14 protein-coding genes and 1 tRNA gene are annotated in these 16,832 nt (G+C 43.0%); 8 read left to right on the plus strand and 7 right to left on the minus strand.

What is annotated here, in order from left to right:
* The first annotated feature begins 45 nt into the window (after window positions 1–45).
* The 5 genes from bglX (at window position 46) to QYT14_RS08300 (ending at window position 8,929) form a co-directional block, all read left to right on the plus strand.
* Complete coding sequence (bglX, locus tag QYT14_RS08280; RefSeq protein WP_288324956.1) at window positions 46–2,289, plus strand: beta-glucosidase BglX; 2,244 nt, start codon at window positions 46–48, stop codon at window positions 2,287–2,289.
* Window positions 2,290–2,338: 49 nt separating this feature from the next.
* Window positions 2,339–3,559 (plus strand): glycoside hydrolase family 5 protein, encoded by a 1,221-nt coding sequence (locus QYT14_RS08285; RefSeq protein ID WP_288324987.1) that lies wholly within the window; start codon window positions 2,339–2,341, stop codon window positions 3,557–3,559.
* 122 nt (window positions 3,560–3,681) lie between these two features.
* Entirely contained in the window at window positions 3,682–5,916 is a 2,235-nt protein-coding gene (locus QYT14_RS08290; protein WP_288324957.1) for a glycoside hydrolase family 3 C-terminal domain-containing protein, read from the plus strand.
* A gap of 199 nt (window positions 5,917–6,115) precedes the next feature.
* Entirely contained in the window at window positions 6,116–7,921 is a 1,806-nt protein-coding gene (locus QYT14_RS08295; RefSeq protein ID WP_288324958.1) for a S8 family serine peptidase, read from the plus strand.
* A gap of 27 nt (window positions 7,922–7,948) precedes the next feature.
* Window positions 7,949–8,929 carry a PorV/PorQ family protein gene (locus QYT14_RS08300; RefSeq protein ID WP_288324959.1) on the plus strand — a complete coding sequence of 327 codons (981 nt, stop codon included), beginning with the start codon at window positions 7,949–7,951 and terminating at the stop codon, window positions 8,927–8,929.
* Between the two features lie 68 nt (window positions 8,930–8,997).
* Here the strand turns inward: QYT14_RS08300 and QYT14_RS08305 are convergent, their stop codons facing one another.
* The 6 genes from QYT14_RS08305 to QYT14_RS08330 all read right to left on the minus strand — a co-directional run bounded on the left by QYT14_RS08305 (window position 8,998) and on the right by QYT14_RS08330 (window position 14,828).
* A complete protein-coding gene (locus QYT14_RS08305; protein ID WP_288324960.1) occupies window positions 8,998–10,239 on the minus strand; it encodes a 6-bladed beta-propeller in 1,242 nt (413 codons plus the stop codon).
* 128 nt (window positions 10,240–10,367) lie between these two features.
* Complete coding sequence (locus QYT14_RS08310; RefSeq protein ID WP_288324961.1) at window positions 10,368–11,987, minus strand: hypothetical protein; 1,620 nt, start codon at window positions 11,985–11,987, stop codon at window positions 10,368–10,370.
* An 85-nt stretch (window positions 11,988–12,072) separates the two neighbouring features.
* The gene (gene rny, locus QYT14_RS08315; protein ID WP_237039741.1) at window positions 12,073–13,608 is read right to left on the minus strand and encodes a ribonuclease Y; all 1,536 of its coding nucleotides are present in this window, start codon (window positions 13,606–13,608) and stop codon (window positions 12,073–12,075) included.
* A 102-nt stretch (window positions 13,609–13,710) separates the two neighbouring features.
* Window positions 13,711–14,004, minus strand: a complete 294-nt coding sequence (locus QYT14_RS08320; RefSeq protein WP_237039810.1) for a cell division protein ZapA — start codon at window positions 14,002–14,004, stop codon at window positions 13,711–13,713.
* Window positions 14,005–14,032: 28 nt separating this feature from the next.
* Window positions 14,033–14,329 (minus strand): hypothetical protein, encoded by a 297-nt coding sequence (locus QYT14_RS08325; RefSeq protein ID WP_237039740.1) that lies wholly within the window; start codon window positions 14,327–14,329, stop codon window positions 14,033–14,035.
* A gap of 136 nt (window positions 14,330–14,465) precedes the next feature.
* Complete coding sequence (locus QYT14_RS08330; RefSeq protein WP_288324962.1) at window positions 14,466–14,828, minus strand: YbaN family protein; 363 nt, start codon at window positions 14,826–14,828, stop codon at window positions 14,466–14,468.
* Window positions 14,829–14,961: 133 nt separating this feature from the next.
* On the opposite strand from QYT14_RS08330, the gene queD reads away from it, so the two are divergent.
* The 3 genes from queD (at window position 14,962) to QYT14_RS08345 (ending at window position 16,275) form a co-directional block, all read left to right on the plus strand.
* Window positions 14,962–15,294 carry a 6-carboxytetrahydropterin synthase QueD gene (gene queD / locus QYT14_RS08335; RefSeq protein WP_288324963.1) on the plus strand — a complete coding sequence of 111 codons (333 nt, stop codon included), beginning with the start codon at window positions 14,962–14,964 and terminating at the stop codon, window positions 15,292–15,294.
* Window positions 15,281–15,826, plus strand: coding sequence for a radical SAM protein (locus QYT14_RS08340; RefSeq protein WP_288324964.1), 546 nt, complete (start codon window positions 15,281–15,283; stop codon window positions 15,824–15,826). The genes queD and QYT14_RS08340 overlap by 14 nt, the downstream gene beginning before the upstream one ends.
* A 260-nt stretch (window positions 15,827–16,086) precedes the next feature.
* Window positions 16,087–16,275, plus strand: coding sequence for a hypothetical protein (locus QYT14_RS08345; RefSeq protein ID WP_289307062.1), 189 nt, complete (start codon window positions 16,087–16,089; stop codon window positions 16,273–16,275).
* Between the two features lie 433 nt (window positions 16,276–16,708).
* Here QYT14_RS08345 and QYT14_RS08350 read toward each other — a convergent pair.
* Window positions 16,709–16,781 (minus strand) — tRNA-Trp (locus tag QYT14_RS08350).
* Between the last annotated feature and the right edge of the window lie 51 nt (window positions 16,782–16,832).

A 16,832-nucleotide genomic window follows, 5' to 3' on the forward strand; every position in this document is an offset into this window, starting at 1 on the left:
GATAGATTTGATTGCTGGAATATCCCCTTTTTTTAAGAGAATACCATGAAACATTTGAAATTATTTTCGGCTTGTTTGCTTATGTTGCCTTTCTTTGCTTGTACACAGCAAGGAGGGAAAGAAAACGTCATAGAGCAGAAAGTGGATGAACTGTTGGGCAAGATGACCCTACAGGAGAAAGTCGGTCAGATGAATCAGTTGAGTCCGAATGGGGATGTTGAGGAAATGGCCGCATTGATAAGAGAGGGAAAAGTTGGTTCGTTTTTAAATCTGACCAATCCCGAGTTAGTAAATAAAGTACAGGAAATTGCTGTGAAAGAATCACGCTTGGGTATCCCTGTTTTGATGTCCCGTGATGTGATTCACGGATATAAGACTATTTTTCCTATTCCGCTAGGACAAGCGGCGACTTTCAATCCGCAGATTGTGGAGGACGGTGCACGTGTGGCCGCTGTTGAGGCTTCGGCAGATGGCATCCGTTGGACCTTTGCTCCTATGATTGATGTGTCTCGTGATGCCCGTTGGGGGCGTATGGCGGAAAGTTGCGGTGAAGATCCTTATTTGAATGCTGTCATGGGAGTGGCCATGGTAAAAGGTTTTCAAGGAGATTCGTTGAAGGCTCCGACTTCCATAGCAGCTTGTGCCAAGCACTTTGTAGGTTATGGGGCTTCGGAAGCTGGAAAGGACTATAATTCGACATTTATACCCGAGCGTCTGCTCCGTAATGTGTATCTGCCACCTTTCGAGGCAGTTGCCAAGGCGGGATGCGCCACTTTTATGACTTCTTTTAATGATAATGACGGAGTGCCTTCTACCGGGAATAGCTTTATATTGAAAGAGGTGCTACGTAATGAATGGGACTATGACGGTATGGTGGTGACCGACTGGGCCTCGGCCACTGAAATGATTCCTCATGGGTTCTGCAAAGATCGTAAGGAAGTAGCGGAAAAGGCGGTGAATGCCGGGGTGGACATGGAGATGGTAAGCGGTGCTTTCATTGAAAATCTGGAAGCGTTGGTTAAAGAAGGGAAAGTATCTGAGGCTGCCATTGATGATGCAGTCCGCAATATTTTGCGCTTGAAGTTTCGTTTGGGATTGTTTGATCATCCATACGTGGTGACAGAACAGACTGTGAAATATGCACCGGAGCATTTGGCGAAGGCGAAAGAGGCTGCAGAACAGTCTGTCATTTTGTTGAAGAACGATAATGCAATATTGCCATTGAACGAGAAAGTCCACACGGTAGCTGTTGTCGGTCCGATGGCGGATGCACCGCACGACCAGTTGGGAACATGGGTGTTCGATGGTGAAAAGGAGTACACACAGACTCCGTTGAAGGCATTGCAGGAAATATATGGGGAGAAAGTACAAATAATATATGAGCCGGGATTGGCGTATAGCCGCGACAAACGTACGGAAGGCATTGCCAGAGCAGTCGCTGCCGCCCGTCGTGCTGATGTGGTTCTGGCTTTTGTAGGTGAGGAAGCCATTCTTTCGGGAGAGGCGCATTCCTTGGCCGATTTGAATTTGCGTGGAGCGCAGCAGGAACTGATAGAGGCTTTGTCTAAAACAGCCAAGCCACTGGTAACAATTGTAATGGCGGGACGCCCGCTGACCATTGGCAAGGAAGTGAATGAATCCAGCGCTGTTCTTTATTCGTTTCATCCGGGCACAATGGGCGGTCCTGCTTTGGCGGATATTTTGTTTGGTAAAGTGGTTCCAAGTGGAAAGACTCCGGTTACTTTCCCGAAGATGGTGGGACAGTCACCTATCTATTATGCTCATAATCATACCGGACGTGCGCCGAGTGGCAAAGAAACATTGATTGACGACATTCCGGTGGAAGCAGGACAAACATCTTTGGGGTGTAGCTCTTTTTATATGGATGCAGGTTTTGGTCCTTTGTTTCCCTTCGGATATGGATTGTCCTATACTACTTTCGGTTACGATAAGCTAAACTTGTCTGCTGATAAGCTGAGAACCGGTGAGACATTAACTGCCTCTGTCAATATAACCAATACAGGAGAATATGCAGGTACGGAAGTCGTCCAATTGTATATTCGCGACAAAGTAGGTTCAGTCACCCGGCCCGTAAAAGAACTGAAAGGTTTCCAGCGTGTGACATTGCAGCCGGGTGAGACAAAAACGGTGACTTTTAATTTGCCTGTGAGTGATTTGGCATATTGGAACATAGATATGAAGAAAGTCGTAGAACCGGGTGAGTTCACTTTGTGGTTGGGAACAAACAGTGATGAGGGACTTTCTGCTGATTTAGAAGTGATTGATTAATAATTTGATAGGTATGAAAAATATATTTTATGCATTTTTGCTGACAGGAATGTTTGCTTCATGTCAACAAAAACAGGCACAGACAGATGAACTTGTGCCAGCTCCTGAATCATTTGTACGTGTGTCAGGACAGGATTTGATTCAGCCGGATGGAAGCAAACTTTTTATTAAAGGTACTAATTTAGGCAACTGGCTGAATCCCGAAGGCTATATGTTTGGTTTCAACAAAACCAATTCGGGGCGTTTCATCGATGAGATGTTCTGCCAGATGGTAGGACCGGACTTTGTGGATGAGTTTTGGAAGCAGTTCAAGGACAACTACATTACTCGCAAGGATGTGGAGTTCATCGCTTCAACCGGCGCCAATACCATCCGTCTTCCTTTCCATTACAAACTCTTTACAGAAGAAGACTATATGGGACTAAAAGCCAATCAGGACGGATTTGCCCGTGTGGACAGTGTGGTCAACTGGTGCCGTGACAATCAGCTGTATCTCATTCTTGATATGCACGATGCTCCCGGTGGACAGACCGGAGATAATATTGATGACAGCTACGGATATCCTTGGCTGTTCGAAAGTGAGTCCAGTCAGCAGTTGTTCTGTAATATTTGGCGCAAGATAGCCGATTATTATAAAAATGAGCCGGTGATACTGGGCTATGAACTGATAAATGAGCCTATTGCACCTTATTTTGCAGATATGGAGGAACTGAATGCCAAACTCGAACCTCTGCACAAACGGGCGGTAAAGGCAATCCGTGAAGTGGATAATAACCATATTATCCTGATAGGTGGTTCGCAGTGGAATGGTAACTTTAAACCGTTTAAGGATGCCAGATATGATGATAAATTGATGTACACTTGTCACCGTTATGGTGGAGAACCTACCAAGGCTGCAATTCAGGAAATCATTAATTTCCGTGATAGCGTGAACCTGCCGATGTATATGGGTGAAATAGGACATAATACTGATGAATGGCAGGCTGCCTTTTGCAAGGTGATGGAGGAAAACAACATTGGTTATACTTTCTGGCCTTACAAGAAAAAGGATGGTTCCTGCTTCATGGGCATCAAAGCTCCCGAAAATTGGGAACAGATAATTGCCTTCTCGGAAGCACCGCGCAGCACCTATAAGGAGATACGGGATGCACGTCCCGACCAGGAATTGATGAAGAAGGCGATGATTGATTTTATAGAAAACAGTAAATGTGAAAATTGTGTGCCGCAAGTGGGCTATATCCGTTCGCTGGGTTTGCAGATTGAAGAGTAAACTTTGAATGTTAGTTGTCTAAAACGGAGTTTATTAACCGGCAGGGGCGGATTCAACCCGCTCTTACGAAGCTAAATTATCATTTAACGGCAAAGACAGTAAAAATTAAATAAAGAAGAATTATGAAGAAAATAATAGTATCGGGTATGCTGACCCTGACACTTATCAGTGGGGTACGGGCGCAGACTACCCCCATTTATTTGGATGAAACAAAACCTGTAGAGGAAAGAATAGAAGATGCACTCAGTCGCATGACTTTGGAAGAAAAAGTAGCAATGACTCATGCTCAGTCCAAATTTTCTTCTCCGGGTGTGCCCCGTTTAGGGATTCCTGAATTTTGGATGACAGATGGTCCTCATGGTATCCGTCCCGAAGTGTTGTGGGACGAATGGGAGCAAGCCGGCTGGACAAATGACTCGTGTGTGGCTTTTCCGGCTTTGACTTGTCTGGCAGCTACTTGGAATCCTGAAATGTCCTTGCTCTATGGAAAAAGTATTGGTGAAGAGGCGCGTTATCGTAACAAGAACGTACTGTTAGGTCCCGGAGTGAACATTTACCGTACTCCGCTGAATGGGCGTAACTTTGAGTATATGGGGGAAGACCCTTATTTGGCAGGAAAGATGGTCGTGCCTTATATACAGGGAGTACAACAAAACGGAGTAGCTGCATGTGTGAAACATTATGCATTGAACAATCAAGAAGTGAACCGCCACACCACAAACGCTATTGTAGATGATCGTACATTGTATGAAATTTATCTGCCGGCTTTCAAAGCAGCTGTACAGGAAGGAAAAGCTTGGTCTATCATGGGCTCTTACAATCTTTATAAGAATCAGCACGGTTGTCATAACCAATATTTGCTGAATGATATTCTGAAAGGAGAATGGGGGTTTGACGGTGTTGTGGTTTCCGACTGGGGCGGTGTACATGATACTGAAGAAGCTGTCCGTAACGGATTGGATATGGAATTCGGTAGCTGGACAAACGGATTGTCGAATGGTGCCAGTAATGCTTATGATAACTACTATTTGGCACATCCTTACTTGAAACTTCTAAAGGAAGGCAAAGTAGGAACAAAGGAACTTGATGATAAAGTAAGACGCATCCTTCGTCTGGCCTATCGTACAACTATGGACAGAACCCGTCCCTATGGTTCTCTCTGTTCTGAGGCACATTTTGCTGCTGCCCGTCATATTGGCGAGGAAGGCATCGTACTGTTGCAGAACCGCAACAATGTGCTGCCTGTCGACTTGAACAAAGTCAAAAAGATTGCTGTCATCGGTGAGAATGCCATAAAAATGATGACTGTGGGAGGGGGAAGCTCTTCACTGAAAGTTAAATATGAACTTTCTCCGTTGGAAGGAATTAAGAAAAGAGTAGGAGACAAGGTGGAAGTGGTTTATGCACGTGGCTATGTGGGTGATCCGTCAGGAGAATATAACGGAGTGAAATCCGGTCAGAATCTGGCAGACAACCGCTCTCCGGAAGAACTGATAGCTGAGGCTGTAAAGGTGGCTGAAGATGCGGATTATGTCATCTTTATCGGTGGTCTGAACAAAAGTGCACATCAGGATTGTGAAGATGCAGACCGTAAGGAACTTGGTTTGTCGTATGGGCAGGATAAAGTGATTGCTGCGTTAGCACAGGCTAATGAGAACTTGGTAGTTGTGAATATTTCGGGCAATGCGATAGCTATGCCATGGGTAAAGGAAGTCCCGGCCATTGTTCAGGCATGGTATCTGGGTACGGAAGCGGGCAATACCATTGCTTCGGTATTGGTAGGTGATGTGAATCCGTCCGGCAAGTTGCCGTTTACCTTCCCTGCTTCTTTAGAAGATATCGGTGCACATAAATTGGGGGAATATCCGGGTGTGCTCAGAACGGATGGAAGTAACATTTTAGATGAAAAATACAATGAAGGTATTTTTGTGGGTTATCGTTGGGCCGATAAAGAAAAGACAAAACCATTATTCCCTTTCGGCCATGGATTGAGCTATACTACCTTTAAATATGGAAAAGCTGTAGCCGACAAGAAGGTCATGGGACAAGATGAAGTGCTGACCGTCACTGTACCTGTTACCAATGCTGGCAGTCGGGAAGGTTCGGAAGTGGTACAACTTTATATCAGTGATTTGAAATCATCTTTGCCTCGTCCTGTTAAGGAATTGAAAGGTTTCAGTAAAGTAAGATTGGCTCCGGGAGAAACCAAGGAAGTGACATTTACCATCGGTAAAGAGGCATTGAGTTTCTTTGATGATGGCCGTCACAAATGGGTGGCAGAACCGGGCAAGTTTGAAGCGATAGTCGCTACTTCGGCAATAGATATTAAATCAAAAGTATTGTTTGAATTGAAATAGAGATGATTGGGGGCTAGGCTTCTGCAAGGAGTTTTTATTTAAGTGTCTATTAGCGTTATGATTGATGTAGTCATAACGCTAATTTTATACTATATATTTTATTTTGATAGGTAAAGTCGTAAGAATGAAGAAAAAAGCATATATTTGCAACTTCCAACTATAAGTTTTATCGTAGATTATTATACATAAAAAAGATACAATGAAAAGAATAATTCCATTCTTGCTGTCTGTTTCTCTCCTCTATTCTTGTCATCAGGAGGAAGAGGTCAGTCTGCCGGACAATGGGCCGGAAATAAATCTTGCTGAGCTGGGACTATCTGAAAATGATGTTGTACAGGGACGTATGCGCATTAAACTGAAAGAGGAACCTGCCGGAAATTTGAGTGAGCGAAGCGCTGACGGCGGTATATCTGCACGAATTAAAATGATAGGCCGTTCTGCATCGGCATTGAAAATAACCCGCATGGAACGTACTTTTCCCCATGCTGGAAAATATGAAGAACGTACACGCCGTGAGGGATTGCATTTATGGTATGATGTCTGGTATTCGGAGGATGTTTCTGTGGCGCGTGCGGCCGGTGAGGTTTCGGTTCTGGAAGGGATAGAAATAGCTGCACCTATTGTGAAGGTGAGATCGTTGGGTATGAATGAACCGGTTTGGCGTGCCATTGATTTCAATGATACTTTTATTGACAAGCAGTGGTATCTGGAAAATCCGGGTACAGAGGCGTGGCAACAACCGGGTGCTGATATCCGGGTGTCTGATGCCTGGAAAGAATGTACCGGGGATCCCCGTATTATTGTTGCAGTGATGGACGGAGGCATCCAGGTGAACCATCCCGATTTGGTGGATAATATATGGGTGAACGAAGGAGAAATCCCCGGAAACGGTATCGATGATGACGGGAATGGTTATATAGATGATGTGAATGGCTATAATTTCATGTATGATTCAGGCAAACTAACTCCCATGAAACATGCTACGCATGTGGCGGGAATCATTGCAGCAAGTGGAAATAACGATAGGGGAATTGCCGGAATAGCAGGAGGAAACGGTACTGCGGGAAGTGGCGTGAGACTGATGTGTACTCAAGTGCTGGGCTCTGTAGGCTCCAATAATACGGCTGCGGCCATTAAATATGGTGCCGATAATGGAGCGGTTATCAGTCAAAACAGTTGGGGATACAATACGACCACTACCAGCACCTCATATATTGATCCTGCGGATAAGGAAGCAATTGACTATTTTATTAAATATGCCGGGTGCGACAATGATGGTAACCAGTTGCCTGACAGCCCGATGAAAGGCGGCATTGTTATCTTTGCTGCAGGCAATGATAATGTGTCTAACCCCGGTACGGCTTCTCCGGCCGATTATGAGCCGGTAGTGTCGGTGGCTGCCATTGCTCCGGACTATACGAAGGCTTCTTATTCCAATTATGGTTCATACATTGATATTTCGGCTCCAGGAGGTAACCTGAATGGTAATGGGATGGTGTATAGTACTATTCATAATTCTTCTTATGGGGATATGAGTGGAACTTCTATGGCTTGTCCGATGGTGTCGGGGGTAGCGGCTTTGGTTATTCAGAAATATGGATTGAGCGAGAGGGAATTTACTCCTGATAGGCTGAAAGAAATACTCTTCAAGAGTGCCTATGATGTAGATGCTTATAATCTGAAATATGCCGGACAGCTTGGCTATGGTTGTGTAGACGCTGCTGCGGCATTGAATATTGAGGTGACGGATGAGACACCGACGTTGACTTTGAAAAACAATAAAGTAAGTGATGGAAGTTTGCTCTTTTGGGTGAACTATCAGTTGGCCGGTAATGCACGTATCATTATTTATAACAGTACGGGCGGGAAGGTACTTGATGCGAAGAGGGGAGTGATGGCGATGTCTATGACAACAATAGATGTAAGCAAGTTGGCTGCCGGATATTACACGATGGAATATCAATGCAACGGTCATACGATGAAACAAAACTTTATTAAATATTAATCCGGTAGAAGAAAGAAATAGTAAAATATGAAGAAAACAATATTTTGTGTAGTAGCTTTGGGCATGTTTGTTGCCGGTGCTTATGGGCAGGATGAAGTAACTGCTATCAATACGGGAGCTGCCAACTTTCTGACTATTATGCCCGATGCTCGTACGGCTGCATTGGCTGGCGCAGGTGTTTCACTCACCGGCAATGAGAATGCCATCTTTTTGAATGGTGCTACTGTTGTGGCAGATAAGAATACTCAGGGTGGTGCTTCTTATACGTATGCTCCATGGATGCGCGATTATCAGTCAGGATACTCGCTACATACGCTGGGAGGTTTTTATAAGATAGACGAGAAGAATGTGATATTGGCGGGTTTCCGTTATTATAACTATCCGAAGTTAGGTGCCCTTGAGACCGGAGGGGAGAGTATACGTCCGAAGGAACTGGCTGCTGAAGTGGGGTATGCCCGTGAGTTAATTAAGAACCTTTCCGTATCTGCTACTTTTCGTTATATCTATTCGGATATGGGAAAGGTAGGCAACGACCAGGGAGCAAGTACGGTCGCCTTTGACTTGGGTGCATTTTACAGGAAGGCAATAGCCCGGATGGAAGGTGCGAGTTGGACTGCCGGATTACAAGTGAGCAATCTGGGACCGAAGATAAAGTATCCCAAGTCCAGTGAGTCTCTGCCGATGATGGCTAAAGTGGGCGGTTCGGTCGACTTACCGTTTTCACAGATGCACCGCTTGATGGTGACAGCCGATTTAGGTTATCGCTTGGCCCCTTCGGATGTGGAGGCAGTGAATGTAAGTGCCGGAGCAGAATATACGTTGGCGGAGCATTTTATGTTTCGGGGTGGTTATCATTATGGAGACAAGGAAAAAGGAGATCATAGTTTTGCTACAGTAGGTGCAGGAATGAACCGCTACGGTGGACATCTGGATTTTGCATGGCTGTTTGCATCAGATGACTGTCCGTTCCGAAATACGTTTTGGGTGACTCTTGGATATTCTTTCTGATAGTATAAATTAAAATGGCTGTTCATTGCTGGGCAGCCATTTTAATTCATGTCGTGTTATGGTCATGTTTAATGGCTATTGTTTGTTTGCTTCATACGGCCAATCAACAGGTAGTTATTGTCATTCTCTTGGATGGAGCCTGCCAGTGTGCTGATTTTTTCCTTCATTTCGGGTGACAGGTCGGTTTTCTTGAGTGCTTCCTCCAGTTCTTCTTTCAATACGTTGGGATCGATGTTTCGAATATAATGCCCATTTCGGCAACTTGCGAACCAAAAAGTTTCTCCGTTTCCCAAAAAGTCATTGTACACTTTGTATAATCCTCCTTTCAGCGTCTTCTTGTCTACAATAAAGTTTCGGTGCTCTCTTGTTTCGCTACTGCCGTGATTGTCTGTTTGCTCCATTTTTCCTACAACAGTCCCAATAAAGCAAGTCGGGTATTCGTATTGCCAGTGAATTGGAGCTTTTCCACTAGAAAAATGGATGGTAAAGGTCGGTTGCAGCTTATTCTGGGTATAGTCGTAGTGATACAAGGTATCAGCTTTTTCTATATGAAAGTCCAGAAAGGAGAAATCGAAGGCTTCCGTGTTGTTGTTATGGTAAATGTCGTTGCTGTAATCGGGCTTCATCTCTTTCATGGGAGGAAGTTCGGCAAGGCGGTTGCCTTCGAAGTCTTGCACCCAAATCATTCTTGGATTATTTTTCCAAGGCAGTGTGGCTACAGTAATTTGCCCTTTGTCTCCGTCTACATGGAATACGGATTTGGGGAGTACCCATTTTTCCGATTCACCTATCAGTGGAATGTTTTTTTGCAACTCTCCGTTCAGATTGTAAGTGATGAGTTTGGTTGCATTCCATGGCATGAGGTAGATGCGGTTGTGTTTTTCATCCAGTTGAAAAGGCCCTACCTGAGTGTATTCTCCGGGACCGTTTCCCACTGAGCCGATGTTACGCAAGAACTTCCCTTTACGGTCGAATAATTTGAAAGGTATGTTTTGAGAACAGTGGATTAGGATGTAGTTGTCTGATACGACTACACTGCTGTTCCTTACCAGGGCTTCGTCCTTATTGTCCAACTTTACAATTTCCAAATCTTCGATGAAATAACTGAGTGGCAGGTGGATGGAATCTTTAACGGCTGTCCAATCGCATACCATGAGGGTGGTTCCGTTTGTTTCCACTTTGGCTGCCACAGTAGGCAGCTCGTTCCATATTCTTGAATCGCCTGATGCTGTGTTGTCGCTCTCTTTTTGTTTGCTGTTGCAGGCTGTTATCATCAAGGTAGCCAGCACAAAAAATAAATGTGGTTTCATACTTTGTTGTTTTAAAATTTACCGCAAAGTTAGGAATGAAAGGAATCTGATTATAAAATCGTGATGGACAATTATGGAATATTATATCGTTGTATATTAGCTGTTTAGCTATCTTTTATGATGGACAATTAATACTTTTGCAGGTATTCGTCCAATGAAATTCCTTCATCGGAGGTGATACCGAGCTTTTCTTTCATGCGTAGCTTTTTTTTGCTGACAGAGTTTCGGCTTATACAGTAAATGTTCGACATATCGTGTAGGCTGACATTGATTTTTATCAGGCAGCAGAAGTTAATGTCCGCTATACTCAATGTGGGAAATTTCTGTTTCAGGCGGGTTGTGAAATGGTCATAGTTACTGTCGAGTACGACTCTTATTTCCCGCCATTCATTTTCTGTTAATGATATTTGCCGATTACTGTTTTTATCTTCTTCCGTATCGTTGTCCAAAGAGGGCAGTTTTTTGAACACTTCCATCTTACGAAGCAGTTCTTCGCGTAACATGCTTGCCTTCTCTCTGAGGACGCTTAGTTCTTCCGCTTGTTTCAGTAGTTTGTTTTCTTGCTTTAGCCGTTCGCTTTCCTGTTGGAGGATTCTTTTCATTTCCTCTTTTTTCTTGTATTGGAGATAATACAAGAAAGCGGTGACAATCATTGAGAGGATGAATGTGAGCAGCAATATGAGATTGATATGGCGTTGGCGTACAATTTCCAATGCATTGATTTCTGTTTCCAGTTTCAGCTCGTTAAACTGGCTGGCACTGGCCTGATTGTTATAGGCTGAGTAGATGTTGTGAAGGAAAGCAATAGCATTTTCATGTTTGCGGAATGCCTTTTCGGGAGATCCGCTTTGCTCGTACAGATAAGAGAGGCGTAGTGCGGCTTCGCTTGCCAAGAATATATTGCTTGACTGGGATACCAGATTGTAGTAATAGTAGGCGGAGTCTTGCTGGTGCATGAGTTCATAAACATGGGCTTTGTACATGTTGTGCAGAGGAATGTCACTGCGTTTCATGTTCCGGCGGGACTGTTGTAAGGATTGCAGGGCTTCGGAGAACTGCCTTTGAGCTACATATAGGTCGGTGTATTCTTTGGCAAGGCTATATGCGAATTCGCTATCTTTATCTCTTGTGGCATAGGCTTTGGCAGAATCCAGCATTTCTTTTGCGACTTCAAATTCTCTTAGCCCGAGTAGTGTCTGGGCTTTTTCCCGATAATAATGCTTGAGGTGTAGATGGGTGGTGTCTATTGCCATCTTTTTGTTGATGTAAGCCAAAGTAGAATCTGCCCTTCCTATTTGTTTAAAGAATTGTGTTTTATAGATATAAGTGCGTACAAGCTCTTTGGGACATTGTTGTACGATGGCTTCTTTTTCGATTATTTGAAGCATGGAATCGGCTTTATCATATACTTGGTTGTATAGGAATTGCCTGTATTTTATGTGGTTTATCTCTCTCAAGTTTATTGTATCTTTCATCTTTTCATAATGTTGGGACAACTTTTCTATTTTCTCAGAGGAATGCAGGATGAAAGGCTGGGGGGCGACGCTGAACTGAATCCGCCAATAGGTGTAAACGTCTTCTCCTCCTAATTCTTCGGGTACGATTCTGTTTAAGTAAGTGAGGGTGCTGTCTATTTGTTTGTCTGCATAGAATTGTTCAGCTTTTTGCAGCCATAAGGTATCTTCTCGTACAGAACAGGCAGTAAAGAAGAAGAGTAAGGAAAGTATCGGAAGAGACTGTAACTTCATGAGAGTATTGGAGGGGAATGAAAAGAGGATGTCCCAGTTTTGATGAAACATCCTCTGTATAAATAAAATTCAGTTTTATTCGATATTATTTGGCGAAGCTTACCGCACGTGTCTCGCGGATAACCGTAATTTTCACTTGTCCCGGATAAGTCATCTCATCTTGAATCTTCTTTGCTATTTCTCCTGACAGGCTTTCGGTTTGCTTATCGTCAATCTTGTCGGCACCTACGATAACACGCAATTCACGACCGGCTTGGATGGCGTAGGTCTTTGTTACTCCCGGATAAGACATTGCCAACTGTTCGAGGTCATTCAAGCGTTTGATATATGCCTCTACAATTTCTCGGCGCGCTCCCGGACGTGCACCTGAGATAGCGTCACATACCTGAACGATAGGAGCCAGCAAACTGGTCATTTCCGTCTCGTCATGGTGAGCACCGATAGCGTTGCAAATATCCGGTTTTTCTTTGTATTTCTCGGCTATCTTCATACCCAGCAGTGCGTGTGGCAATTCAGGTTCTTCATCTGGCACTTTACCAATATCATGCAAGAGTCCGGCACGTTTGGCTTTCTTCGGATTCAGTCCCAATTCTGATGCCATTACAGCGCAGAGGTTTGCAGTTTCTCGTGCATGCTGTAATAAGTTCTGACCATAGGAAGAACGATATTTCATTTTACCGATAATACGGATTAATTCGGGGTGTAAACCATGAATACCCAAGTCGATAGTGGTACGCTTACCGGTTTCGATGATTTCATCTTCTACTTGTTTGCGTACTTTGGCAACCACTTCTTCGATACGTGCCGGATGAATACGTCCGTCTGTTACCAACTGATGAAGTGCTAGGCGGGCAATTTCGCGACGAACCGGGTCGAATGCGGAAAGTACGATAGCTTCCGGAGTGTCGTCCACTACAATTTCAACGCCTGTTGCAGCTTCCAAAGCACGAATATTGCGTCCTTCACGGCCGATGATACGACCTTTGATTTCATCTGATTCAATATGGAATACAGTGACGGAGTTTTCGATTGCTGTTTCTGTGGCAACTCGCTGAATGGACTGGATGACGATTCGTTTGGCTTCCTTGTTGGCTGTCAACTTGGCGTCGTCCATAATATCATTAATATAAGAGGCAGCTTGGGTTTTGGCTTCCTCTTTCAAAGATTCCACCAAACGTTCTTTTGCTTCCTCGGCAGACAAACCGGACAGTGCTTCCAGTTTTTCGCGTTCCTGCATTTGCAGTTTGTCCAATTCTTCTTTCTTCTTGTCTACAATCACAATTTGCGCTTCCAAGTTTTCCTTGATAGCTTCAGCTTCTGTACGTTTGCGCTGTACTTCTTCCTGTTTCTGATTCAGCATCAGTTCGCGCTGTTTCAATTTGTTTTCGGCTTGCTGGATTTTCTGGTTGCGCAATGCAACCTCTTTTTCCAAATCCGCCTTTTTATTTAAGAATTTCTCCTTAACTTCGAGAAGCTTGTTCTTCTTGATTACTTCAGCTTCTGTTTGTGCTTCCTTAATGATGATGTCATACTTCGATTTCAGGCCATATCTGAAAAGCATGTATGATAACCCACCACCTACAGCGAAACACACAATTGCTATTATTACTGTTGTTACCATTGTTATTAATTTATATAAATAAAAAACGCACAACCATTCTGTCAAGAACCCTTCTCTTGACAGTTAAGTTGTGCGTGAATATCCTTAATTTAAAAATTTAAACTATTCGTTTTTACTAAGATACTGCTCTATCTCTTTCGTCAGCTCTTTCAACTTCTCCTGATAAGGTTCAGTATTATTTCTGTCTTTCATAGAAATGTTTTCAAAAGCTAATTCCAACGCAGCCATTGCCCAATGCCTTGTGGGGCTGAAATCAGGAAAACGGCTACGGTATTTGTTTAGTTTATTATCAATCTGTTTGGCAGCGTTCCTATATAACAGTTCATCTTCCCGACGAATAGTTAAAGGGTATCTTTCGTTGTCAATCAGTAAATGTATTTTCATCACATCGTCCATCATACTATCGTTTTATTGTTTTAAAATCCTATTGGCCTTTTAATAAAGCGATGCATCTGTCGACTTCACGCACGAGCTTTGACAACCTTTGCTTCGTATCTTTGATATCATTATCGTGGATACTGATTGTCCTAGCCATTTTTAAATTGGTATACATTACTTCCAATTCTTTGCGACTATCTTCTACTTGTTCTATCTTTTCGTCTTTTTCGGCGAGAAGTTGCTTTAACTGAGCATTTTCACGCGTTAATTCATCGTGCAAATACATAAAATGTCTCAGTCTTGCTTCAAAAGTACTTAATAGCTTTTTGTCTTCTTCAGTCATTTTATACCAAAATTGTACACAAATATATAGGATTGAAAGCAAACAAGAAAATATTTTGAGGGGAATTTATCAATTCCGGTCAAAAAACTTTTTTTTCAGTCTTTTACGACTCCTTTTTTACTGCCTCCTTGCCGGTTTACTTTTTCAGTGTTTTATATGAAAGAATATGCCAAGTGATACCAATGGCTATGGCAAGTAATACAATTTTCAACCAAAGATAAGGAGCTATTTGGAAAATGCAATAACTTAGGGTTATCCATATCAGTGATACGGAAATAACTTTTGCGCGTAAGGGGATGGCGCGGTATTCACGGAAATTTTTAATATAAGGTCCCAGTTGTTTTTGATGGATTAGCCAACTGTACAGACGTGGAGAACCGCGAAAATAGAGTGCGGCGGATAACAATAAAAAAGGGGTGGTAGGCAGAAGAGGTACAAAGATGCCAATAATGCCTAATGCCAGTGATATCGTTCCTGTGACGGTATAGAAAATTTTCATGGATGCAAATATAGACCAAAAAATGAAAAAATACGGATTACTGTTCTATATTCTTAGATTTTATAATGTATCTTTGCATCTACACACCGAGGTGACATTAGGTGTAAGTTCTTTCTAAATATAAACTAAAGCAATGTATACAGTAATTAAGCGAATGGAAGTATCGGCTTCGCACAGCCTGAAACTTTCGTATAGAAGTAAATGTGAGAATTTGCATGGTCACAATTGGATTATTACAGTTTATTGCCGTTCGGAGGTGCTGAATGAAGACGGGATGGTGGTGGACTTTACCCATATCAAAGAGGCTGTGATGGGGCGTTTGGATCATCAAAATCTGAATGAGGTACTTCAATTTAATCCTACGGCCGAAAATATTGCACATTGGATTTGTGAGCAAATACCCTTTTGTTTTAAAGTTGAAGTCCGCGAATCGGAAGGTAATACTGTGATATATGAAAAAGATTAATGAGATTTTTTATAGTTTGCAGGGTGAAGGATATCATACAGGTATTCCTGCCATATTTGTCCGCTTTTCGGGATGCAATATGAAGTGTTCTTTTTGCGATACGTCACATGAAGACGGGGTAATGATGAGCGATGAAGAAATAATATCGGAAGTCGTTAAGTATCCTGCTCCTATGGTTATTCTTACCGGTGGCGAACCGGGTTTGTGGATTGACGAAGCTTTGGTGGATGCTTTGCATAATGAAGGAAAATATGTCTGTGTCGAGACTAACGGTATGTGTGTGCTGCCGAACAATATAGACTGGGTGACTTGTTCGCCAAAAGAAGGAGGGGAAATAAAGTTAAACCATATAGATGAGGTGAAGGTTGTCTATGTAGGACAAGATGTATCTGTTTATCTGGATTTGCCTGCTCAGTATTATTTTATGCAGCCTTGTTCCTGTTCCAATACCGAGGAAGTAATTGCTTATATTCTGAAGCATCCCGAATGGCGGTTGAGCCTGCAGACTCATAAGTTATTGCAAATACCTTGATGTCTTTTTTTGCAATAAGAATGCTCTTAAGAAAAAGTTGATATCAAGTTGCTTTCACACGTTTCACTCTCTGAAACCCTTTATTCATCGGTTTTTTGGGTGAAAAGAACTTTTAAGGGGTGAATGGATTGCTTTCACACGGAAACCCTTATGAACAGCAAGTTCCCGGTGATTGTGAAACGTGAAAGGAAGTCTTGTCAACTTTCTTTCGGGACTCAATTTATTCATTAAATCAGCGAGAAAATTCAGAGGAAAGTGTGTTGAAAAAAGACCTTGGTCTTTCCGCAAAACATCTTGTTCTTTTTAAAAAAGAACAAAGTCTTTTTCTAAAAGCTGATGAAGCTTTTGGCGGCACATTGTCTGTTTTTTATTATTCTAGGGGGGCAAATATCATATCACAAACAAAGGGAAGAATAAGCCGTTTCTTAGGGTCGGTCAAGGTCTTTTAAACGGAAGATTATTACAGTCTCCGGCAGCGGACTGTATAGTCCGTTGCAGTGGACCGTACAGTCCATTGACGTAGACCGTACAGTCCACTGCCGGAGACTGTAGTAATCCGACGGACAGACAGGCATAACCGAAAGGACGAAAACGTTTAGTCCGGCTAATGAAACGACTTAGGGAGCTCAAAAAACGTATGCAGAGGTTGAAAACCGGAGGAGACAACATCAGGCGACAGGTGTTTGATTGATATGTTACCTCCCCCCAAGAATAATGACTGCCTCCTTATCACCCACAGGGGTTTCTGACTGTTCCGATATCATCTCTATCTATCAAGATGAGACCGGTGCTTTGTGGTTTGGTTCACTGGAAGGGGATAGTCGAGGCTTTGCACTATATAAAAAAGGTTGTATCAATGTATTGACACAACCTTTTTATTTGCACGGGAGGAGAGGCTCGAACTCCCGACACCCGGTTTTGGAGACCGGTGCTCTACCAACTGAGCTACTCCCGTGTTTGCGGCTGCAAAGGTAGTGTAATATTTGAAATATACAAACTTATTTAT

Source organism: uncultured Phocaeicola sp. (assembly GCF_948499155.1).
Taxonomy (GTDB): Bacteria; Bacteroidota; Bacteroidia; order Bacteroidales; family Bacteroidaceae; genus Phocaeicola; species Phocaeicola faecalis.